Below are 21,700 nucleotides of genomic sequence, written 5' to 3'. Positions count from 1 at the left end.
CGACGAGCAGCCGTGGCAACGATGTCGTTAAGATGAAGTGCCGATGGGGACAAGCAGCTTGTCACCGTTGTGATCGATCTCGATCATCTCACTCTTGCGGCTCGAGCGTTCCGCAAATCCTTTGTGGAAGATGATCGCGTTCATATAGGCAAACGTTATCGCCAGTGCCGCGGTTCGCAGCGGATAGTCGACCAGCGAATGAATAAGAAGAAAAGAAACCGAGAGGAACGCTGCTTTCTGGAGCGGGTCTCGGCGAATTCTAACCAATGCCGCGAAAAGCAATACGAAATAACTCGCCATCAGCAGGATGGCGGGAACTCCGCCCTCGAAGGCTATTTCAAGATATTCATTATGGGCATGATTGACGTATTGCCTAAAAATCATGCCCTCCCTTTCATAAATTTGATAGGCGTTTTGAAAATTCCCAAATCCGACACCTGTCGCCCAATTGTCCTTGATGCCCTCGAGCGTGGTTCGGGCAAATTCCCCTCGCCCGAAAGCCGGGTCGATTGCCTCCAGGTCGATCTTGGTCCAGGCGCCAATCGTGTATATCGAAAGCCCGACAAAAATCAGGAGAACGCTAAACCCGCTCGCCCTCGAACGGGCTGAGAGAAATATCACGGACAATACGGTGATCGCCAACCCAATCAGAACACCGGCACGCGAACCGGCTGCCAAAAGCAGCAGCAAAAGTGTGACCAATCCCAGGAACCCCGACAAAAGGCGCCCACGGAAGAGAGCATGGTAAACGACGAAGGGGATCGACACAAAAAGCAAAGCCGCGAAATGGTTCCGGTTGGCAAAAAGCCCGGCATTGATCGTAAACGGCAACAGTCCGACAATCGCGATATCGTCAGAGAGTGAATATTGAATCGCTCCCGCCAAACCGTTGCAGATAACACCCATGAGGAAAAACGGAAGAAGTGCGCTGACCTGCTCGGCACGCAAACGCAATACGGCCAAAAAAAATGCCGCCGCGGCCAAAAGGTAAAGCAGACTTTCGATCGTGCGGCCGACGCCGACGCTGATGAAACGAAACGGGGTGTCTCCAACCCAGGGATCACCAAACAGCAGCTCCGGCCGAAACCCGTTGAAGGTGCCCGCCGGCAGCGGGAGGATTTGGAGAACCGCCAACGCCACGGCGAAGATCAGCAGCCACAAGACAGAACGGGGGCTTCGTTGGCCAGAGGTTCGCGAGAATATGGCGGCCGCCGAGACAATTGCCGCGACCTCAATCAGAGTGTCCGTGTAAAGGCCGCTGGCCGTACCACCGCCGATCAGCAGCGATACAAACAAGACCGAGCCGAGGAGATATTTGTCCCATTCCGACGGCCGATGGTTCAAGACGGATTTCTCTCGATGCTCAATTTGTGCATTACTAGCGTTCCGACATATCGAAATCGCCAGCTCTCGGCAATGGCGGCAGTCCGCAGCGTCAATGCTTGCATAGGGCAGTCAGTCGGCCCAACCGAAAAATCCAGACTCAGCCTTTGACGGTTGTATGTGCCCTCCGGAATGTTGAACCGTGCGATCTCACCGGCCGGCCCCAGACATCTGATCGACCAGAACAACTCCTTTGGAAGCTTCAGGTTGCGTGCAGAGGCGAACAGCGAAATCCTATAGGAGCCTGGGGGCAGCGCGACGTACTGCTGAAGGGCTGTGTTCTTGACCGGTGTGTTCAAAAACCGGACCGTCGCACCACTCTCGCCTTCCACCGCATCCTGGGATTTCGCAAATGTAATTTCCAGGCCCGATTGATCGCGAGTCTGCCAATCGAACGGTTTGCCGCCGGCGACCGGCTCAAACGTGCCGTTGAAAATATATCCAACCAGCTTCCGCTCTTGATCGGACAGGCTGAAAAGAAATAGCCGATATGCCGGTCCATATTCCCTCTGGCGAAAATAGCCGTTGATGACGGCACTGAGTTCGCCCGAATTTGGTGGCGCGTTTGATCCGGTCAAGTCGAGCAGCAGCCGATTTGCGAAATCGAGCCCCTCGGAGGTTTTGCTAAGGGCGTAGATCAGACTGACCCTCCAGGGCGCCTCCGCCTTGATGGCCGTCAGCACGGCTTGGTATCCATCGGGATCTGAGAGGATTTTCGGTAGGCCATCGGAGATCGCCGGAAATTGGTCTGGCCATCGCCGCAGCAATGTGTCGATCTCGCCGACAGCCCTTGACAGATCACCTGTCTCGGTCGAGTGGCCGATAGACCTCTGGAGCGCATGGATTTCCGTCTTGGACACTCCTAGGGCCTGATCGAAAAGCTTATAGGCTTCGTCTTTCTCGCCTTGCCGATATTTGATCTCACCGATCAGGCTGTAGAGACGTGCGTCGGCCAGATTGAAACGAAGCACATCCTTGGCCCTGGCAAGCAAGGCCTCAAGGTCTGGAGCGTTATTCGTGTCGTTCAGATCGCTGGTGATCTCGCTTATCACCGCATCGACGTTCAGCGGGTCCAGCACAAGAGAAACAGCCGGTGTTTCTGTTTCAAGAAATCGACTTAGCCCGATCGAGGAAGCCACCAACACTAGAACGGATGCGACGAACCAAACGACTGAATGTCGGAGACTTTGCATAAGCGGGCTGGCTTGCTCCATCATCGACTTTGCCCTCAATCTTGGGAGTATTCGTGTCCGTCCCGTAGTTATAATACTGATAGTTCATATATTTGTAGGCATAATTGTAGTCGAACTTGTTCACCGCAAACTTTGACATCGCGGCTCCGACCACGTTCGCGCCAGCAGCTCGCAGGCGCTTCAACGCGGTCTTGGCCGACTTGCGCGTCACCTGATTTGTAGAGATGACCATCAATGTGCCCTCAGCGAGTCGGCTGAGAATAGGAGCATCAGAAAGGCCGACAATCGGCGGCGCATCGATAATGACAAGATCGAAGCGCTTGCCGAGATTGGTTACTATCAGAGCCATCTTCGGTGAGGAGAGCAGATCCGCAGGATTTGGAGGGATTGTTCCCGAAGTTAGAACGGTCACGTTGGGATATTTCGTCGCCCTGAAAATGCTCGCCAGATCCTCCTTGCGAACGGTGTTTGTCAGCAGATTGCTCAGTCCGATCGTATTGTCGAGACCAAACAGGCGATGAAGGTTCGGTTTGCGGAGATCGCCGTCGACAATGAGAACCCTTGCGCCGAGCGATGCAAAATCCTGGCCGAGTTTGAACGATGTGGTCGACTTGCCTTCCGAAGGCTCCGAACTCGTGACGACCAGAGATCTTGGCGCGCCTTCCGCACCGGAAAACTGCAGCGATGTTCGAAGCGAACGATAGGCCTCCGAAAGGCCGGATTTCTGATCGGCAATACTGGCCACGAGTTCCCGGTCATCGACCAGCGGCAAGATGCCGAGCATCGCCAAGCCGAGCTCTTTTTCAACCTGCTCGGGATTGGTGAAGGTGTTGTTCAGCAGTTCAATGACATAAATGATCGACGCGCTCAGAGCCATGAAAAGAGCCAGGGCGATTGCGAGATTGATGCTCAGGCGCGGCGAATATGGGCGATTCGGCTGCGGGGCAAAATCTACGATTGCGGCGCTTTGCGTCTTGAGTTCTGAGCTGACACCGACCTCGTTCAGCTTGGCGATTAGGTTGTCATATTGCGACCGGTTTGAATCGACCTCGCGCTTAAGAATCGTGTATTTGATGTTCTTGTCGTTGAAGATTACCTGCTGCTTTTCCATCTCAGCAAGTTTGGCTTTGAGATCGGCCTCCTTGTTCTGCGCCTCCTGATATTTCAGCCGCAGGGAATCGGTTATAGCCAGCACGCCGTTGTTATAGAGCCGCTGCAACTCCTTGATCTGGGACTGAAGCTGCTGCATTTCGGGAAAACCGGGCTTGAGAATGCCCAGCTTTTGCTGGTACTGGCTAGTCAAATCTGCCAGCTTGTCACTGAGTTTCTGCAGGCCTTCGCTTTCGAGGACGGGGGCCAAGCTCGAACCGCGGCCTTTATCTATCTGGTCCACCACACGTCCAGCATCGAGACGATCCTGAATTGCTGTGGCCAGAGCAGTGTTCAGCGCCTCGATGTTCGATCCTATCAGCGATTTATCGTCGCCGGTTATCGTTATGCCTGCATCCTTGGCATAAGCGACCAGCTCCTCTTCGGATTTTTGCAGCTTTTGCTTTACTTGCAAGACCTGTTCCTGGATGAATTGCCGTGCAAGGTCCGAGGTCTCACTGGTTTGATCAAGGCGTTGATCGATGAAACTTTGCGCAACCTGGTTGGCTACATCACTTGCATACTTCGGCTTCTGATCGACAAAGGTGATGGACAGCAGGCTCGTGTTGGGGACGAGGTTGACCGTGAGATCAGTTAGGATTCGTCCGATCGCAATTGCCTCACGTTGCTCCGGAGTGGTCTCCTCAACGGAGGGCGATTTGGAAACGCCGAACGCGCGGTAGAAAATGTTACCGAGCGAAAAGTCTGGCGTGGGAAACAGGAAGTCCGGCTTTTCGCTCAGACCCAGTTGAAACACCACACGCTGGGCCAATGCGCGGCTTTTCAGCTTTTCTCGAGCCGTTTGAAAGGCCCGCAAGTCGCTGTTTTCTGAAACCACCTCGATGTCCTGGAACACCTTGGCCGAAGGAACCAGCACCTCCAATTGTGTCGTTGCCTGATATTTTGGCGTCTGCATCATGCTAACGATAACGCCGGCAACAAGCCCGGCTGCCGCCATCATGACGATCAGCCATCGATACCGGACAACGTAGAACAACAGCTTGATTGGATTGAAGCCCTCATCCTGCTCCGAGTGATCGTGGCCGTACGGGCTGTAGTTTTGCGCACCATCGTAATACAGGTCGGCGGACAACGCCTGGCCGTGTCCTGGGCCTGCAATTTGATGCTGTCTGTTACGATCGAGCATGGCGCGAGGTAATCCTAGGTTTGTCTGTATTCCGATAATTCGGACCGGCCGCGATTTATAGTCCCGGGATCACTGCAATTCGGGCTGCACTTGAGGCGACACCGAGGGCGTCCTTGAGATTGTTCATCGCAATTTTCGACTTCGAGGCGAAGACCACGATCTTGTCCCCACCGTAGATGCGTGGATTGCGACTCTTGCCACCACGAATCTCCTCGACGTTGTAATTAGCAACCAAAGTGTTTGCGCCGATATTGCGATAGACAAAGACCTTTTTTGCATCCCCAACGGTATTGAACCCTCCGGCAAGGGCGATCGCATCGATGAGAGAAGAATTGCTCGCCACCGGATAGATACCGGCCTTGTTGACTTCGCCGTCGACGGTTATGCGCTGTCCGATCGATTCCTTGACGAAGACAGTGACGTCAGGAGACTGCAGGTATTTGGCGCCATAGGCAGTCTCGATCTCTTGCTCCAACTGGCGAACGGTTTTTCCTGCCGCGGTAATGGTGCCAATAAGTGGAAGCGAAATCTGACCACCAGAGTCGACTTGAACCGTTCTGTTCAAATTGTCGACCTGAAACACATTTACATCGAGCACATCGTTTGGAGACAAAGGCTGCTCGCTGCCGTTCTGTGTATTTTGCGGCGCAGGCAGGTCCTTCACCACCCGCAGAGCGCCGCCGCCCGAAAGTGGCGAGGATGATGATGTCAATTGAAGTGCATCCACGGCAGTCGGTGAAGAGGGGGCCGTCGACGAGGTGCTCGTGCATGCCGAGATCGCCAGTGATGCGAGCAAGGCAAATATCGTGGCCATATGCCTTCTTGCGAAACTAAAACCGCCGCCCATTACGCGGTCCCACCCTTGAACAAGCGGCCCAATCCTCCAAAGCGGCTGGTATTGCCGGCGTTTGGCTTTTTCGGACGTGCTTTTCCCACCGGCTCAATTGGCTGGTTCGCCAATATTTGGCCCGGGCGTTTCAACACCATGTTGCGGGCCTCGTCTTCCCCACATCGCTTGGCAGCAGCGGCAACCGCCTGCGAAAGTCCAGGACGCCGGCGTGTGGCGCTATGAGTGTCTGATGCGATAATGTCCACCCTGCCCTCGTCAATCAGCTTTTCAGAATAATAAAGTGCCGTGCGCCCAAAAGCACCAACAATCGAGTCGGCAGTAAGCTGGATCAGGCAGCCCATTGCATTCAGCCTCTCGATAACGTCGTAATTCGTTTTGATCCAGGTCAAACGCTCAGGATGAGTAAGAATCGGGATGAAACCGGCGTTTATGAGGCGCAGAACAAGATCCTCCATTCGTGGAGGTAGAACATGATGCGGCGGTTCGAACAGAAAATAGCGGGACCTGTTTAAAGTTGGCACACTGCCGGCCGCCAATCGGTCCGGAAGATCTGGCGCTATGTGAACGTCGGCGCCGATGTAAAGAGCAAGTGGTATGGCGGCGCGGCGCAGCGCCTGGTGCAGCTCTTGAACTGCTCGAACGATGTTCGACGTTCCGTTTTCGTATACGCCGGGTGTCACGTGCGGCGTGCACGCCATGTGGGTCGTTCCGTCGGCCACCGCCAGTCGAGCCATTTCCAGCGATTCGGCAAGACTGGGCGAGCCGTCGTCGAGGCCGGGCAAGATATGGGAATGCAGATCGATCATAGGCGTTTGTGACTGCAACGAAGCAACGTGGCGACGTCATCCCCAAAAAGTATAAATGCGTCACCCGCAAAACGGCGAATGACGCATTTGTCAAGTTCACGCGATACGATGGATGCCAGGTCCCAGCTACTGACGGACAGAGTTGTCGTCATCATGCGGGCCGATGATCAGCGCCGCACCGGCGGCAAAAGCGGCGCCTGATGTTTCGAGCGCTAGACACATGCTGCCCTCCGCAGGATTGATCTTGACCGTCGCGTTGGTCGTATCCGAAACTTGCACCAACACGCAGCAGCAAAAGATTGCGATTCAACAAATTTGCCTGGATAGACCGGCACTTCGCCCCTCATCCCGGCGTGTTCGCCAGCCTCGCCTTGGCTTACGCGATCCGACCGATGCGGCAGTCGCGATACCAGCATACACGCCAGGGTCGCTCTATCGCCAACAACAGACACAGCAGAAGCGCCACACGCCTCTGCTGCCGTTGCCTTATTTAACTACGCCGTCAACTTAGTCGCTAACGGCGTGGCCGTGATCTTTGTCCGCCGTTGCAGCTAGAACACCAGCCCCAAGAGCCATGCCGCCAAAAATGAAGAGCGGCGTGTTGTTGTTTGTGTTAGGATTGCCCGTCTGGGCGGTCTTCTCAGAACCCAGGACATTGAGGCAAATCTTATTCTCGACCCGCGAGATATCAAGCGTCGAATTCGCCGGAACGCTCAGATTGCAGCCACCGACCTGAACCGAAGCCGAGCCCTTGGCGCCAACCACGACACGACTGCCGAAATCCAGCGCGCCGCCCGCTTGCGCCGGGCCGTAGCCAGCCACCTGCGAGACCATTACGTCGCCATTGACGCGGCCGAGCGATCCAATCGGATTTACGCCGTTATAGGCGGTTGCACAGGTGCACGACCCGTCCTGCGCGAAAGACGACACCGGGGCGAAGCCGGCCAACACAACAACTCCGGCCAACGCACTTTTCAAAACTAGGTTCATCCGCATCAATCCTTCTGTCCCACGTTACCTGAGGCCCACCCAACCATCAAGCTACTCATCAGCGCGTAACAGCTTTTTGCGCCAATTCCAACCCACTTCCCATATGCGAGATAATTTTTGGTTTCGGTGTGGTTGATTAAACACACCATTAGAATATCGAATCGTATCGTCTTTACAGTCGGCCGCAAGAGCGGGTTGCCAGAAGCCGCAACTAGCGTTCATTGTCGCCCGCCGACATCATCATCGCTCCAACGCTTTGCGTAGGATCTTGCAGTCGACCACGGCCTGATATTATGCGCATTCGCGCCGTTGCGCTGAGCCAGAGAGGCAGCATCACGCGCTAGCCCGAGATCAACAGCCGCGCCTGCTGTCGCTGAGAACTGGTAAGCGAGGTGAGTGAGGAAGCCGGTTGAATTCACCCGACCACGCTCGATGCCAGTTGCACTGAAACCTAGCATACCGTCAACGCTGGAGAATATACCGTTGGCGCTGCCGCTCGTGCCTCGGTAGAAGAAGGATGGTGTACCAGCGGTTGTTGTTGACCAGCCGCGCACGCTTCCTGTTTTGGAAATCGTCAGCATGCTTACGCTGCCAATTTGGAAATCAGCGAGCCGCGAACCGGCGGCACTCGCCCTATCTGTCACATTGACCTTGAGGGCGGTGAAGGTTGTGGCGATGTTGTTCCAGACGATCGCCGGCAGGTGAATAGTTGCCAGATCCTTATCGCCTACCACTCAGTCGCAGTGAACTTCTGCCCGGTCGTGGCCCCGAGGATCGAGATGGCAAAAACAGTCTCGACATTAAACATGGAATTGGTCGGACCTTGTAGGACCCGGCGCCATCGACTGCAGCGGTGCCGCCGGTCTCATTGATCCAGAGATCGCCGGCGGAAATGTTCTGGCCGTTGAGGCCGCGGCGATCTGGATTGGCCGCAGCGAGCGCCTGTGCGGTGCCGCCGGTGGTGATGGCTCCAGAGCGGTTCGTTCCACTGCTAAGGGTCATGACTGCGTCCCCTGTGTTGCGCCGCGAGATCAGACGACCGCTTTCCAGTCGGTGTTGGTCAGGCTGGTCGAGATGTAGAAGACGGCAGCGGCGGTATCGAAATGCCACTTGCCGATGAAGGTTGGCGTCACCACGCCCGACGGCGATGCGGCACTCGTCGAGTAGGTCATGTGATCCTTGATGTCCTTGCCATCGACATGCCAAGGCGAGCCGAAGATGGTGTCATGGTTGGATTCACATGGGCATTGCGTATCTCCTGGTTGGTCCGCCCTTGCGAGCAGGTTGTTAAGACTCGCGCGGATAGATTGAAATTCATCAGCGGATAGTGTGGAGTGCCCGCCGTTTGGAATGGCTGGGGGTCAGATGAAATTTCGAGCCGATATCAACGGCCTGCGAGCCGTCGCCGTCTTGCCTGTCGTCCTGTACCACGCGGGTTTTTCATGGATCAGCGGCGGCTTTGTCGGGGTCGATATCTTCTTCGTCATTTCCGGGTTTCTGATCACCTCGGACATCATCGACCGGATCGACAAAGGCGAATTTTCCCTCGTAGAGTTCTACCATCGGCGCGTTCGGCGTATTTTCCCGGCGCTGTTCGCGATGCTGGCGGCCTGCTTTGTCATGGCGTGGCTCGTGCTGCCGCCCGGCGAACTGATCGCCTTTGCAAAGAGCGCGATCGCCGCGGCGTTTTCAGCCGCGAACCTCTATTTCTACCGCAACACCGACTACTTCACCGAAGCCGCCACGTCGCTGCCGCTGCTGCACACATGGTCACTAGCGGTCGAGGAGCAGTTCTATCTGCTATGGCCGCTTGCGCTCATGGCCCTGATGCGCTGGCTGCGGCCATGGTCCTTGATCATCGTCGCTGGGCTGTGCGTCATGTCGATCGACATTGCCCAGCGCTTGCTCCCGATCAGTCAGCCATTCGTGTTCTACATGCTGCCGACGCGAGCTTGGGAACTGCTCATTGGCGGCCTGCTCGCGCTGCCTGCGGTGCGCGCTGTGAATATCGGCCATGGGGCGGCAGAGTTCCTATCCGCCTGCGGTCTGGCGCTCATCATCGCTTCGTTGTTCCTGATCAACGATGACACGCCATTTCCCGGCCTGCATGCGCTGCCGCCGTGCCTCGGCGCGGCGCTCATCATCGGCATCCATCGCGAAACGATGGTCTCGAAAGCGTTGTCTATCTGCCCGGCCGCGTTCATCGGCCTGATTTCCTACTCGCTCTACCTCTGGCATTGGCCGCTTTTGGTCTTCGCCGGGATCTACCAGAACCGCGATCTGCTTGTCTCGGAGCGGGTCAGCATCGTCGTTGCCGCGCTGCTGATCTCCACGCTCTCATGGCGCTTTGTCGAGCGCCCGTTCCGCCAGAAGCCGGGAATTAGCACAGCCCTCTGGAAATGGATGGTGCCGGCCGCCGGCGTCACGGTCGCGGCTTGCGGTCTGTCACTGGTCATCATCAAGGGCGTTGGCTTCCCCGGCAGAGGTCCGGATGGCGGGCCATCGGTTCAAGCCGTCAGGGCAGAGAGCGCCAAGTTTCAAGCTTCTTCGTGCCTGGAGCGCGGGGCGCTCATCCCAAACACGAGGGAATGCATCATCGGTAGCGACAATGATGAGGCCCCCACGGTTGTACTGTGGGGCGACTCTCACGCTGCGCATTTGGCTTCTGCCTTGGACGAGGCCGCGAAGGTCGCCGGGATACGTGTACGGCAGATCACGAAAGTCGGATGCGCCCCTCTGCCCGGAATGCGGATGCTTCCACCAAGCCCGATGCGGGCGGATTGCCCGGCTTTCAACTCGGCTGCGCTACAGTCAATTCTTGAAGATCCTCACGTCTCGCTTGTGATCATGGCCGGCCGCTGGAACACCTATTCGCGCCAAGGCAAAAGCCTGGTTTCGAAGGATGGAGAATGGCCGTCTGATGAGACGTCTAAGGCCAACTTTACATCCTCGATAAAGGATACCGCCAGCAAACTCGCGGCCCACGAGATCAAAACCGCAGTCGTTGGACCAGCGCCGGAACCGCCGACGGACGTTCTGACTTGTCTGATCCGCGCCAACTTCTTGAAGGAAGACGATGCGCCCTGCTCAAGGATGCCTGCCGCCCAGCATTGGCGGAACAATCAGGTCTTGGCCGCCCTGCTCCCGCCGAATGTCGAGTTCATCCCAATCATTCCAGCCCTGTGCAAACCGGGAGAATGCCCGCTCAAAGTCGGCGACGATATCCTTTACCTCGATGCGACCCATCTTTCGCGGGCCGGCGGGCATATTCTGGCCCCGCTTTTCGCAAAGGCTTTTTCGCCTGCGGCCGGCAATCTCGCCGCCAAGTAGCCTATGGTTTGGCGACTTCGACGCGCAACGTGCCGCTGGCGAGATCGAGCGGGTTGCCCCGACATCATCGCGGAAAATAATACTCGACCGTATCGGCCGCGCTGACGTAGGCGTAGAGTGAGACGCCGGCCTGCGCCTGGCTGAATGATGCCCGCACGAAATCGCCGAGGACCGCGCCAGTGACGGCAGTGGTGGCTGCCGTGCAGGCGCCCAACGCGATGCTTGCCGGATCGACCGTGGCAGACGCGCGCGCAGCTTGCGCGAGGGGTTTATCTGCCGCCAGAACCCGCCGACATTGATAAAATCCAACACGTCGCCAGAGACGCAAACCTTGTCGACGTTGTCGAGCAGGTGGAATCGCCAGCGCCGCCGACCTGGTTCCGGATCGTCGTGAAGGCGTCGTTTGATGATGAGGGTGAGCTGCTGCCCGTCGATCAGCGCGACGGTGCTGGTTATGTTGGTCACGGAGGTTGCGATGGTGTTCGCGGTTCGCAATACATTGATCGGCGTCGGCATCGCGTAGGTAGCCGCATTCGCAGTTGGCGCTCCCGGCGTTGCCGCCACAAAGCCGGCCTCACGCCCCACTTCAGGCGGGAGATTTGCAAATCCTGTTTGCCGAGATTACCGCCGCGAACCTGTAAGATCCGTATGTCGGTAAGCAGCGAAGATGTCGTATTATAGAAGTCCGGGAACGCCCCTGTCGTCGTAGTGGAGTTGTTGTCAACGAGGAACGAACCGCCGGTACCTTGAATATAAGAATTGCCGCTGCGGGTCGCCCCCTTGATTGTAAACGGGTGTTGTCACGTATTCAGACGTTGCACCCGGTTCCGCTCAAGATCTCGATTGCTGTGACAAAGGTTCCAGTAGCGCGGGCGACGCCAGATTTTTCAATAGCAAGCTGCCCGGAGCTTTCGATGGCGATTGCCGCGTGGCCAAAGTCTTCGGCATTGCCGCCAAGAATATGAACCTGGAAGACTGCAGTTGTGCCGGTAACAAAAGGATCGCCACCAAGCGAAAATATAATTTTTACCTGTAATTTATCACAGGCAAGACACTCAATGACCGCGGCGTGACCGCCGATACGGAAGCCGGCTTCACCTGCGCCGCAGTTGTAGGCATAGCAGTTTTCCAGGGCCGTACTGTTTCCGCCAGCAAGTAGGATACTGTCGCCGCCTGTGGAGCTGAAAGAACAGCCAGACCACTTCGTTGCAAAGTGGAGATTTGCTATCCAGCCGGCCTTCTTCCATTCGAGGCAAGAACTACGAGCCTGGCGCGCAAGACTTGTAGGTCGAGCCCGCCTGCGCGGGCTGCCCGCACAGAATGCCCGCCTCGACGAGCTTTGCAGCCAGATCCGTGCCGTCGGAGGTGAGGCACTGCACGACGACGGCGTCACGGAATTTCGGCGCGACATTGCCGTCGCACGGTGTCCCCAAGCCTACGGGTTTGCATGTCAATGCGAGTCCTTGATAGTCCCGGCGCATGGACTCGGTGACCATGACTCGCATTGACGGGGGCTTGGCAAATGTGACGCCGCACAGCACGATCTTGCGGCTGGCGACCCGCAGATCGTCGATAGATTGGACAGTAAGCTTGCCATCGAAGGATGTGAGAGCTGCCGCCGGCTTCGGCGCCTGTGCACGAATATTCGTTCCCTTGTTGATGGCGATGAAAAGAAAGCCGCCCGCAAACGCCAACGTTATGAACGCAAGTACGGCCACCTTCCCGATCGACAATTCATCACACTCCCAATTCAACAATCAACGCGCGGCGGATTTGGTCTTTTCAAACAAGGCAAGCAGTGCTGCCGCATAATCCCGTCGGCGGACCTGTTGCCGGCCTTGCTGCACGGTGACACTGTCGCGGACAATAGTCGGCTGCCGCCCGATTTCAAGGAGACGCTGCGCAAGGATTTCGGCGTTGTCCGGCGGGAAGAACAGCGCGTCCGGAGCCTGCTCGCGATGCAGCAGGATGTCGGACAGCAACATGGGCGCGCCCAGCGATTTCGCCTCTTCAACGGTGGTCGACCACCCCTCGAAATGGGACGGGTTTATCAGACAGTCCGTTGCACCTGTTAGGGCGACGACGTCGTCATAGGGGATCAATCCGAGGTGTCGAAAATGGCTCTCAACCCGATACGTTTGCGCCAGGCCCATCAGACGCTTGAACAAGGTCGGATCGCGTGGGTCGGTCGTGCGCCCCGTGAGGACTATCGGTGGCACGGAACCCAATGCCCCAAGCCGGTCTATATGCCTTAACGCCTCGACGACCAGCCCGTGATTCTTGTGCATCCAAAACTGGTTAGGCAGGAAAAAGAAGCGCTTGGGCAGATCGTGCGCCCGGCGTGCAGCTTCGGTGCGCGCCATGACGGCGCCTGGATCGAGATCGATGGCGAAGCGCACCACGGCGGTCTTGCCGCGCGAGGCTGGATAGAATGTTTCGCAGTCGGCGAGCGCGTCCTCGCTCGAGAGCATTATCGTGCGATTGCCGGACGTCTGCAGACGGAAGCCGAGATCTCTGCGCCACCAGGCGCGACGCGGAAAGAGATGCGGCAGGCGACGGTGCTGAAAGTCAGGTATCCAGGAAATGACGGGCAGCGGAAACCGATTGCCGAACCACTGAGCGACTTCAAAGACAACATCGATGTCTTGTGCAACGACAATATCCGCGAATGCGCGATCACTTCCGGCGGCAAGCGCGATCAGCCCTCGCTTGCCGAGCCCGGCGCCAGTGACCCGGTCGTCGACGATAGCCGGCGCGGCCAACATATGATCGAAGGACGCGCCAACAGTTGAATGCTGCTCAGGTGTGAGAAACAGCTTCGCCTGAACCTTACCGCCCAACTCGGAGGCGATGACGCTCAACATGTTGCGCAGATAGGACTCGCCGCCTGACCAGGATCCGCGGCCAATGAGCGTGAAGCCAACGGTAATCAAGGCGCGGCGCGTCGCAGACGGCCGACCGGTTCGGCGAGAATTTCAGCACGATACCAATCGACATAGCCGGCAATGCCCCTGCTGAGCGGCACCTGCAACTGGAGCCCGTCCGGGACGCCGGAGGGACCGGAGATCAGATTGACAGGGTCGCCCGGCCGGGATTCTCCCGAAAACGCGAGGCGATGCTTTCCGCCCCAGGCTTCCAAGACCATCCCGGCAATCGTGCTGACGGACGCGGCGGCTCCGGCACCGCCATTATAGACCGCGAAGCTTGCTGCATTGGCGGGCAAGACGCGATGGATCAATCGCACGACATCCGAGACATGGTGCCAATCCCGCATTTCCGCTCCGGTGCCACCAAGCACAATGTCGGTTTTGCCTGCCGCGAGCCTGCCGCAGAGATCCCAGAGAAGTTGCTTGCGCAGCCCTTCGCCATAGACGGAGAAAAGCCGTGCCACCGAGACCGGCTGCCCGTATGCCGCGCAGTATGACCGGCCGAGTTCCTCCACCATTAGCTTGTGATAGCCATAAGGGGAATAGGGATCGAGCGCGGCGTCGACCCCGATCGGGCCGAAATGGCCGCCGCCATAAACGGCGGCGGAGGATGCCAGAACGACGGAGGAATCCGGTGCGTGGCGACGCAGGAAATCGAGGACACAAGCCGTGGAACCGACGCTTTGTTCAAAGTCCTTCAGCGGCTCGGCAATCGACCGGCCTACCGTAGAGCCGCCTGCCAGGTGATATACGGCTGCCGGGCGACCATATGCGGCCAGAGCCGCGCCCATCGTTTCCGCGGTCACGCCGCCGGGAAAGAAAGCACCGCCGGTCGCCACGGCGAAGCCAGGCGCTTCGCTTCGGCCGAAGCCGAGCACAAGGTCGCCTTGCTGGGCAAGAAATCGCGACAGGTGCAGGCCGATGAAGCCACCGGCTCCAGTCACCCAGACAGGCTTCGCCTCGTTCAGCTGCGTCACCAAATCAGCCCTTCCCTTGCTTATGGCAAAGGAAAGAGACCAGGCGCCCGGGCCGGCGGTCCAGCAGTGCTGCTGCTCCGGCAACGGCACTGAAGGGCAGCGGGGACAAGGCCAGGCGGACGAGCCCCGACAGCGGACCGAAGACTCCGGCGAGCCGCTCGCGAATTTCGGTTGCTGTCATCGGGTCATAATTCACTACGAGATTGATCCCATCGAATGTTTTGGTCTGGGTTCGGCGAGCTGCTTTATCACTCTCGCGGGATTGCCTGCTACGACGGAGTATGGCGGGACACTTTTGGTGACAACGGCACCGGCTGCGACAACCGACCCATATCCGACTGTCACACCCTTTAGAATGATTGCATTGAACCCGATCCACGCAAAGTCTTCGATAATTACGGGGCTTGAAACCACATTTGACCAGTCTCGAGCCACTCGCCTTGTGTGATTGGTAATATCGTCCCGCCTTTCGTCCACGTATATAGAATGCGAATTATGATCTACAATAGTAACCCCCCACGACATTAGAACATCGTTACCAATTACTACTTTGTTTGCCGCAATTATCTGACTTTTGCCTATAAAACACCTATCTCCTACCGTTATGCTAGCAGAGTCCCGATCAAAATAGAAGCGGCAATACAATGCGTTATCTACACCTATATTCAACCGTTCTGGCACAATACGAAGGGCATTCCGTATGCGAACCTTGTTGTGCCGCTTAAGAACAATAATCTTTAGAATGGAGCGCAAAAATCTCAGCACGGCTATCCACCAGTCCAATCCAGAGACGTCTATCACCTCAGATGGGCGTCGATCACGCTTCCGTAAGGACGTTGTCCGAAGCGTCCAGCTACGCTACCGTTTCTCGACTCGTCAAGTTCGGCTTATGAGGGACTCAAACTGTGCAAATTTCGGCCGCGCAAAAATTCGCCGACTGGCGACGCCGGATGCCGGACGCAATGTTTTTCCAGACGGTATTTTGTGTGATGTGCCTTCTGGCTGGGATAGTGCCCGCGACGTCGCAGACGCGCGCACCGTTCAAGCTTTTCGAGGTTCTGTCGTTCGACGGCGATCACCCCGACTTCCGCTCGTTCGGTTTCGACCATCTTACGATCGCAGACCCTCATGTTCTGGGACTAGATGTTCCCGACGCCCGCCAAGTGCAGCAAGCCCTTAAACTGCCGAGGACCAATCAGTATCTCGCCATCGACATCGAGACCTGGCCGTTGATAGGCCCGGATCAAGCTTCGACCATCGCGAAATTCCAAAAGACGCTTGGCGCTTTCAGGAAGGCGGACCCTAGTATCAAGCTTGGCATCTATAATATATTGCCTCTCAGGGATTATTGGAGAGCGATCGGCCATCAGGGCCCTGCTGCACTGGACGAATGGAAGCAGCAAAACAACACCTTCGCGTCCTCCCTCCTCCCTTATGTCGATGAGCTATTTCCCTCATTGTATACATTTTATGGCGACAAGAACGCATGGGTGACCTATGCGGAAGCCAACATCGAGGAAGCACGAAGAATCTCGCAAGGAAAACCGGTCTACTGCTTTCTTTGGCCGCAGTTTCATAAGACCCTGGCCTTTCTGCCGGGCGATTATTGGTATACCGAACTGGAGACCTGCAAAAGGCTGGCTGACGGCATCGTGATCTGGGGTACTATCGGCGGACATTCGTCATACCGGCCGGCGAAATGGGATGAAAATGCGGAGTGGTGGCAAGCTACCTTGAAATTCCTGGGGGAGCATAGCCGAACGCCTTAGCCACAGACTGGCGGTGCTACAGACGCATTCGCTTACAGGGGAATATGGTCTAACCGTTCAGTCTTATCTAGCTCCGCTCAAAACCCCGAATTGGGCATATGAGCGCTCCATCACGCGTCGACGTGCCCGCAAGTCAAATGACCTCATGGCATTGACCCGGAAAATCATTACCGTAACGACAATCCAAAGGAATGCGGCGCCCCAGAGCGACCCGGAGAATTGCGATCCGATGAAGGCTTGCACGGTCAAAAGCGGCAGCAGCACCAAGCGCCTGTCGGCCAGGAACTTTACCGCCACTGCTATCCTCGCGAAAACCAGGACGAATATCGCCATGCCGACAAGCCCCACGGCTTGCAGGATCTCCATGAACATGTTGTGCGGATATGAGAAGAAAGGCAGTTGCGTCCCGTAGCCGAACCATGGGTTCTGCTGAAACAATTCCCACGAATACCCAAACGCTTCCACACGTGCCAGCGTCGAGTTGGTTGCTGCAGTTCCAGTCCCCGTCAAATGAAACTTGTTGAGCAATGGAGTCATGTCCATCGTCGCCAGTACAAATATTGCGGCGGCGAGAAGCAACCACCCCATGGCGATAGTCATGAGCCTGGGGCGGAGCATGGGAAACAAAATGATGCAACAAGCCAGGGCGACAATTGGACCGCGAGCAGCAGCGAGGTATATGGTGAACGCCGATGCCACGGCTACAGCAAAAATTGCGAATTTAAGAATTTTTCCTTGGGGGATTCTTATCAGAGTGTATGAGGCGATAAGCGTAGTCAGACCGGCATGGCCTATGGAAATGGGGTTCAAACGTTCGAGAGAAAGCCGGTCCGAATTGTCGATCAGCACGGCACTCGAACCAGTATACTGAAACCAGACGATACCCGCCACGGTCAACGCCCCGACAGCAAAAATGGCCCAAGCCACGTTGACCTCCAACCATCTGTTCGTCGACAGGGCTAGAAAAGCCGCGGGCACGATCGAAGTAGTCGTGGCGAATACAAGACCTTCCGGCGCCTTGCCTATCCCGGCGTTGGCATCAAGGCCAAGCTTCAACATGTAAAGCCCGACAAAATAAAACAACCATATATTTCCGAAGCGCCAGGCCTTTTGCCGATCCGAAAACAAAAGCGACAGCCCACAGAGGCAAATTACCAGAAGGCGAAAGGCGATCGAAAGTTGTCCATCTTCTCTTGCGGTCAAAGATGAAAGGATCGCGACCAGTGGATAGCCGGCAATCGCCAGGGCAAAGCTCCAAGCCCACAAATCCTTATAGACCGGAACGGGTCTGCTGACATGCATGACGATGACGGCACCTTCGAAACAGCAACATCGATACCATGTCTCTTCCAATCGAGACAATGGGCCGGCGCCAGCCAGCTGATGTGTGGCGCCTAAAGCTCTCGCATCATGGCCGCCGTGTGCCCAAGGCTTATCCGTCGCCATTGAGTGCAAAGCGATCAAATTGTGCGTTATGCCAGTTCGAGAAACCGCTCAAATTGTCTTTGCTTGCTAAATTCCTCACGGATCGCGCGGTGACCGGCTCGGCCGATCTCGTCCCAGCTTCCAGCGTCCAATTGGCTTTCGATTTTTTCAGCTGCGTCATGCGGGTGTTCATAGACCGCGATGGTTTCACCGTCGCGCATAGGGGCGGGGTAAATGCCGGAGTCGGAGACAAGCAGAGTCCCGGCTCCCATGGCTTCGAAACAGCGCATATTGCCACGGTCTGGGCCGGCCATGTCGATCGAGGCGTTGACGACGATCTTGGCCCTTCCGAGCTGTTCGTACATCGCGCGCCCGAATACGGGGGGAGCACTGACTGCGCGGATCGCACTCGGGCGGCGCACCATTCTCAGGGGACCGAACCAGCCGAGGGGCGTTTCGGCGAGCGGTGTATAGCGTGATAGGTCCAAATGGAAGACGACGCGGCGACGGCTGGAAAGACCTGCGACAGCCTCCAAAATCTGCCGCCGACGCTGGTGATGGCGACTGTAGCCGCCGAAGAAGAGGACATCGATGTCTCTGTCGCGATTCGCGGCGACGGTATCGAGTTCCGGATCGTGGGCAGGAAAGAAGTGGGCGGTCCTGGCGCCCTGCTCTTCCCAAATCTTGCGCATTGACGGGAAATTGCAGACGACGAGATCATAACCCGAAAAGTCAATCTTGCCGGGTGCTGCGCGCCAAGCAATCTTTCGCTTCACATGCGCCGGCAGCCGCCGCACGAAAGAGGCGTCGTAACGAAATGGATCAAGATTGTAGAAGATATCCGTCTTGTGATGCTCGATTTGGGCAAGAAGGATATCGGCCAACGACGCATGTTCGCCAAGGCCGTGTTCGAGCGCCCATGCCCGCTGCAGCGATTCGTCGTCCCCATTTGTAAAGAAAGCTTCAGGGTTGCCGGCGTAGACCGGCAACAGGATATGCGCCGCCCCGTAGCGGTCGTTCAAAAACACTTCCTTCTGCTGGTCAAACCCACGAATCCCCGCCACAAGACCAGCGAGTCTGGTGCGATAGCTTGGTGAAATCCCGGAGTTTTGAAAAAGTCGCATGGCTGGTTCCTGTTGGAATTCAGTCGCGGGAGCGCTGATAGTGATTCGTCGGCCAATCAGTTGGCGGCCCATCGAAATAGGGCTCAAGCCCACGGCCCTAGCATACCGGCCGCTGCGCTCGACATCTAATGAGTCCGAATCTCCAAGCTAGTCTTGGCAACAAGCCTGGTATCCATACCAAGCCGCAACCGGCAGTGATCCAATCACTCCCGTCAATATCATGAATTCAAGACTCACACGGTAAAGTGTGCCACGCCGTGGATACCCCTGGCTAAATTTCCTTTGGAAAAATAGGGAACAAATTTGACGCTGAAGAGATCGGCCCAGAGCCGCAGTATCTCCTGCTCACCAAGCCTATGGATGTCATCGAGAAACACGGCGTAATCTTGCGCGAGGCGTGCCTCGATGGCTGGAAGTGCGGGATAGCGCGCCAGTTCAAATCCCTTCTTGTAGGCAGGCGGACCATCGACGACCACACAATCAACAGACAGGTTCTGCACGGCCGTTTCGACGACCGTTTGATCGTACCATTGCAGGCCATTTTTACTCAAAGTGCAAGGCCCCATCGGCGCGTGAATGACTGAGGCGAATTCGGATAGATTAAACGCTGCGAGGCGATTCTCGACGAAGGTTGCCCATTCCGCGTCGCTCTCGAAGCTGACAATCCGACCACCAAGCCGTGACAGGATCTGGGCGATATAGATCGTGGAAATACCACTTCCGAATTCCACGATTGTCTTGCGGGAGTTGATTTCGATTTCGTTGAGCACGACCTGCAGGGCTGAAGGAAGCAGGGACGCATCCGACCACGGCAAGTATGGCAGGCCGAGCCGGGATAGTTCTACCGCGGCTCGCGTATCATTGGAAACTTGCGCAAAGCGGTTCCACTTTGTCGCCATCCTGTTAAGCACCGTCATGCGCTCAAAACTCCGCTCTGCATCTGCAATTGAAATATCGCCGTCAAGGACGCTTGCCGCCCATGCGCATCGAAGGCCACGTGATCCCGCCGTTAGAACGGCCGGTCAGGCATAGGCGCCTCGTCTTACATAGTTCAAGAACTCTCTGGGCGCGCGCCACGGCATAAAGATGGAGCGCGACATCATTAGGAAAATCGGCCGCGTTCGGCGCAGGATGGACAAGGCAAGGTAGGTGGCCATGGCATATGAAACGAGCGTCGCAAGCGCGGCACCAATACTCCCATAGTGGGGAATGAGAAGGAAATTAAAGGCCACATTCGTAAGCGCACCGAGGCCTTCGGTTAACATGAAGAACGTCGCGCCACCTCCGATGATCGTCCATCTCGTGAATGCGATGCGCATGAACAAGAAGGGCGCGGACAGGACATGGACCATCAACACCGGAACCGATGCATTGTATTCAACGCCGAAAAGAAACCGGATAAGCGGCCCGCCGAGCAAGAACATCGTGGCGATCATGCCAAGCCCCGCGAGCCACAAGACATCGAAAACGGACTGAAGCCGCTTTTCAAACAAATCCTGATTGGTTTTTGCGGACTCGATCAGCTTGGGAAACACACTAGCGACCAATGCGGCCGGCGCGAAGTATGCCGCCTCGGAAAGGGTAGCCGCCACCGCATAGGTGCCAACTTCTGCCGGCCCTGCCTGCCAGCGAAGCATGATCATATCGATTTTCAGATAAATGAGCGCAAATATCGACCCAAGAAAAAGCATCCAGCTCTCGGAAAGCAGTTCCCTTGCCAAGGTCGGAGAGAACCGCCAGGAGGACAAGGGGGGGCCTTTCTGCTGCTTGTAGAAGCGGAACGAAAGCATGGCCGCTATCAACATCTGGACCACATTTGCAGCGGCGAACGCCATCACCGCGGCCCCGATCCATACAAGCCCGAGTTTTCCCAGGCCAACCAATAACGCCGATACGCTGGAGGAAATGGCACTGTATCGGGCCTGGACACGCGAGTGAAACCAGAGCCCGAGGAACCCTGTGAGCGACGCCATGGGGATGAAGGCCGCGGCCAAAAACAACATGGCACGCTCCGTCGAGTTCACACTGACAGACAGCGCATAGACGACCATGCCCGCGGCTCCCAGCAAATGCCCGGAGAACTTAAGGGCGAAGACTGTGCCGAGAACACGTGGCACGTCGTCAGGGCGATTGACGATTTCTCGAATGACCAGCCCGTCGAGCCCAAGTTGTCCGACAACCGCAAACAGCAGTGCCGTTGAGAAGCAATAGGACAGCAATCCAAATTCGCTCGGCCCGAGATAACGGGCCACAGCGGCCACCACCAAAAGCCCTATCAGACTCACTAGCAGCCTGTCGGAAATCAACCAGAGCGAGTTTGAAACATACTTCCAGTACCGTCTAACCAGACTTGAAAACGTCTGGGCGGCTGTAAAGCTCTTACGCACGATGAGATTCAAGCATCGTGACGAGTTTGTCATGCTTGGTCGGGGAAGACCCAATTGTCGCTTTTTGAGTTAACATTCTTCAGCCTTTGCGACAACGAGCGATTGGTGCAACCGCCATGTAGGCGATTTGTACGAGAAGGATCAAAACCTGCGCGCCACCGGCCATGGTCCCACCGGATGCTTTGCGTCTCCTGAGATCGCGCGTCAGATGCTCACTGCTCAGCAGAGAGCCTTTCGACGTAT

At 56.6% G+C, this 21,700-nt stretch carries 19 protein-coding genes; 2 read left to right on the top strand and 17 right to left on the bottom strand.

Translation table 11 applies throughout. The features are described from left to right. Window positions 1-27 precede the first annotated feature (27 nt). The 8 genes from NKJ32_RS17655 to NKJ32_RS17620 all read right to left on the bottom strand — a co-directional run bounded on the left by NKJ32_RS17655 (window position 28) and on the right by NKJ32_RS17620 (window position 8,690). Window positions 28-1,344: an O-antigen ligase family protein gene (locus NKJ32_RS17655; protein WP_352828282.1), complete on the bottom strand. Its 1,317-nt coding sequence runs from the start codon at window positions 1,342-1,344 to the stop codon at window positions 28-30. Continuing rightward, window positions 1,341-2,522, bottom strand: a complete 1,182-nt coding sequence (locus NKJ32_RS17650; RefSeq protein ID WP_352828279.1) for a tetratricopeptide repeat protein — start codon at window positions 2,520-2,522, stop codon at window positions 1,341-1,343. Before NKJ32_RS17650 ends, NKJ32_RS17655 begins: the two co-directional genes overlap by 4 nt. Further along, on the bottom strand, window positions 2,488-4,872 hold the full coding sequence (locus tag NKJ32_RS17645; protein WP_352828277.1) for a GumC family protein: 2,385 nt from the start codon (window positions 4,870-4,872) through the stop codon (window positions 2,488-2,490). Before NKJ32_RS17645 ends, NKJ32_RS17650 begins: the two co-directional genes overlap by 35 nt. Window positions 4,873-4,927: 55 nt before the next feature. Beyond that, complete coding sequence (locus NKJ32_RS17640) at window positions 4,928-5,686, bottom strand: polysaccharide biosynthesis/export family protein (protein WP_352828275.1); 759 nt, start codon at window positions 5,684-5,686, stop codon at window positions 4,928-4,930. Between the two features lie 32 nt (window positions 5,687-5,718). Further along, window positions 5,719-6,528, bottom strand: a complete 810-nt coding sequence (locus tag NKJ32_RS17635) for a tyrosine-protein phosphatase (protein WP_352828274.1) — start codon at window positions 6,526-6,528, stop codon at window positions 5,719-5,721. Window positions 6,529-7,035: 507 nt separating this feature from the next. Then, entirely contained in the window at window positions 7,036-7,518 is a 483-nt protein-coding gene (locus NKJ32_RS17630; RefSeq protein ID WP_352570781.1) for a hypothetical protein, read from the bottom strand. A gap of 218 nt (window positions 7,519-7,736) precedes the next feature. Next, window positions 7,737-8,252: a hypothetical protein gene (locus tag NKJ32_RS17625; RefSeq protein ID WP_352828270.1), complete on the bottom strand. Its 516-nt coding sequence runs from the start codon at window positions 8,250-8,252 to the stop codon at window positions 7,737-7,739. A 297-nt stretch (window positions 8,253-8,549) separates the two neighbouring features. Continuing rightward, entirely contained in the window at window positions 8,550-8,690 is a 141-nt protein-coding gene (locus NKJ32_RS17620) for a hypothetical protein (RefSeq protein ID WP_352828267.1), read from the bottom strand. A gap of 178 nt (window positions 8,691-8,868) precedes the next feature. Between NKJ32_RS17620 and NKJ32_RS17615 the strand changes: the two genes are divergently transcribed. Further along, window positions 8,869-10,848 carry an acyltransferase family protein gene (locus NKJ32_RS17615; protein WP_352828264.1) on the top strand — a complete coding sequence of 660 codons (1,980 nt, stop codon included), beginning with the start codon at window positions 8,869-8,871 and terminating at the stop codon, window positions 10,846-10,848. A 64-nt stretch (window positions 10,849-10,912) separates the two neighbouring features. Here NKJ32_RS17615 and NKJ32_RS17610 read toward each other — a convergent pair whose 3' ends face one another. The 5 genes from NKJ32_RS17610 to NKJ32_RS17590 form a co-directional block, all read right to left on the bottom strand. Beyond that, window positions 10,913-11,062 (bottom strand): hypothetical protein, encoded by a 150-nt coding sequence (locus NKJ32_RS17610; protein ID WP_352828261.1) that lies wholly within the window; start codon window positions 11,060-11,062, stop codon window positions 10,913-10,915. Window positions 11,063-12,107: 1,045 nt separating this feature from the next. Beyond that, the gene (locus tag NKJ32_RS17605) at window positions 12,108-12,581 is read right to left on the bottom strand and encodes a hypothetical protein (RefSeq protein WP_352828258.1); all 474 of its coding nucleotides are present in this window, start codon (window positions 12,579-12,581) and stop codon (window positions 12,108-12,110) included. A gap of 24 nt (window positions 12,582-12,605) precedes the next feature. After that, window positions 12,606-13,709 carry a glycosyltransferase family 4 protein gene (locus NKJ32_RS17600; RefSeq protein WP_352828255.1) on the bottom strand — a complete coding sequence of 368 codons (1,104 nt, stop codon included), beginning with the start codon at window positions 13,707-13,709 and terminating at the stop codon, window positions 12,606-12,608. Window positions 13,710-13,777: 68 nt separating this feature from the next. Continuing rightward, window positions 13,778-14,752, bottom strand: a complete 975-nt coding sequence (locus tag NKJ32_RS17595; RefSeq protein ID WP_352828252.1) for an NAD-dependent epimerase/dehydratase family protein — start codon at window positions 14,750-14,752, stop codon at window positions 13,778-13,780. Window positions 14,753-14,947: 195 nt separating this feature from the next. Next, a complete protein-coding gene (locus NKJ32_RS17590; protein ID WP_352570840.1) occupies window positions 14,948-15,277 on the bottom strand; it encodes an acyltransferase in 330 nt (109 codons plus the stop codon). A gap of 380 nt (window positions 15,278-15,657) precedes the next feature. On the opposite strand from NKJ32_RS17590, the gene NKJ32_RS17585 reads away from it, so the two are divergent. Beyond that, entirely contained in the window at window positions 15,658-16,521 is an 864-nt protein-coding gene (locus NKJ32_RS17585; protein WP_352828249.1) for a hypothetical protein, read from the top strand. Between the two features lie 63 nt (window positions 16,522-16,584). Here the strand turns inward: NKJ32_RS17585 and NKJ32_RS17580 are convergent, their stop codons facing one another. The 4 genes from NKJ32_RS17580 to NKJ32_RS17565 all read right to left on the bottom strand — a co-directional run bounded on the left by NKJ32_RS17580 (window position 16,585) and on the right by NKJ32_RS17565 (window position 21,469). Further along, window positions 16,585-17,967: an O-antigen ligase family protein gene (locus NKJ32_RS17580; protein ID WP_352828246.1), complete on the bottom strand. Its 1,383-nt coding sequence runs from the start codon at window positions 17,965-17,967 to the stop codon at window positions 16,585-16,587. 26 nt (window positions 17,968-17,993) lie between these two features. Further along, window positions 17,994-19,070 carry a glycosyltransferase family protein gene (locus NKJ32_RS17575; RefSeq protein WP_352828244.1) on the bottom strand — a complete coding sequence of 359 codons (1,077 nt, stop codon included), beginning with the start codon at window positions 19,068-19,070 and terminating at the stop codon, window positions 17,994-17,996. A gap of 233 nt (window positions 19,071-19,303) precedes the next feature. Continuing rightward, on the bottom strand, window positions 19,304-19,987 hold the full coding sequence (locus NKJ32_RS17570; protein WP_352828243.1) for a class I SAM-dependent methyltransferase: 684 nt from the start codon (window positions 19,985-19,987) through the stop codon (window positions 19,304-19,306). 105 nt (window positions 19,988-20,092) lie between these two features. Continuing rightward, window positions 20,093-21,469, bottom strand: coding sequence for a flippase (locus NKJ32_RS17565; RefSeq protein ID WP_352828240.1), 1,377 nt, complete (start codon window positions 21,467-21,469; stop codon window positions 20,093-20,095). Window positions 21,470-21,700: the final 231 nt, after the last annotated feature.

Origin of the sequence: Mesorhizobium sp. M0159 (assembly GCF_040322295.1) — a bacterium.
Classification (GTDB): domain Bacteria; phylum Pseudomonadota; class Alphaproteobacteria; order Rhizobiales; family Rhizobiaceae; genus Mesorhizobium.
This window is presented reverse-complemented; position numbering and strand designations above follow the sequence as displayed.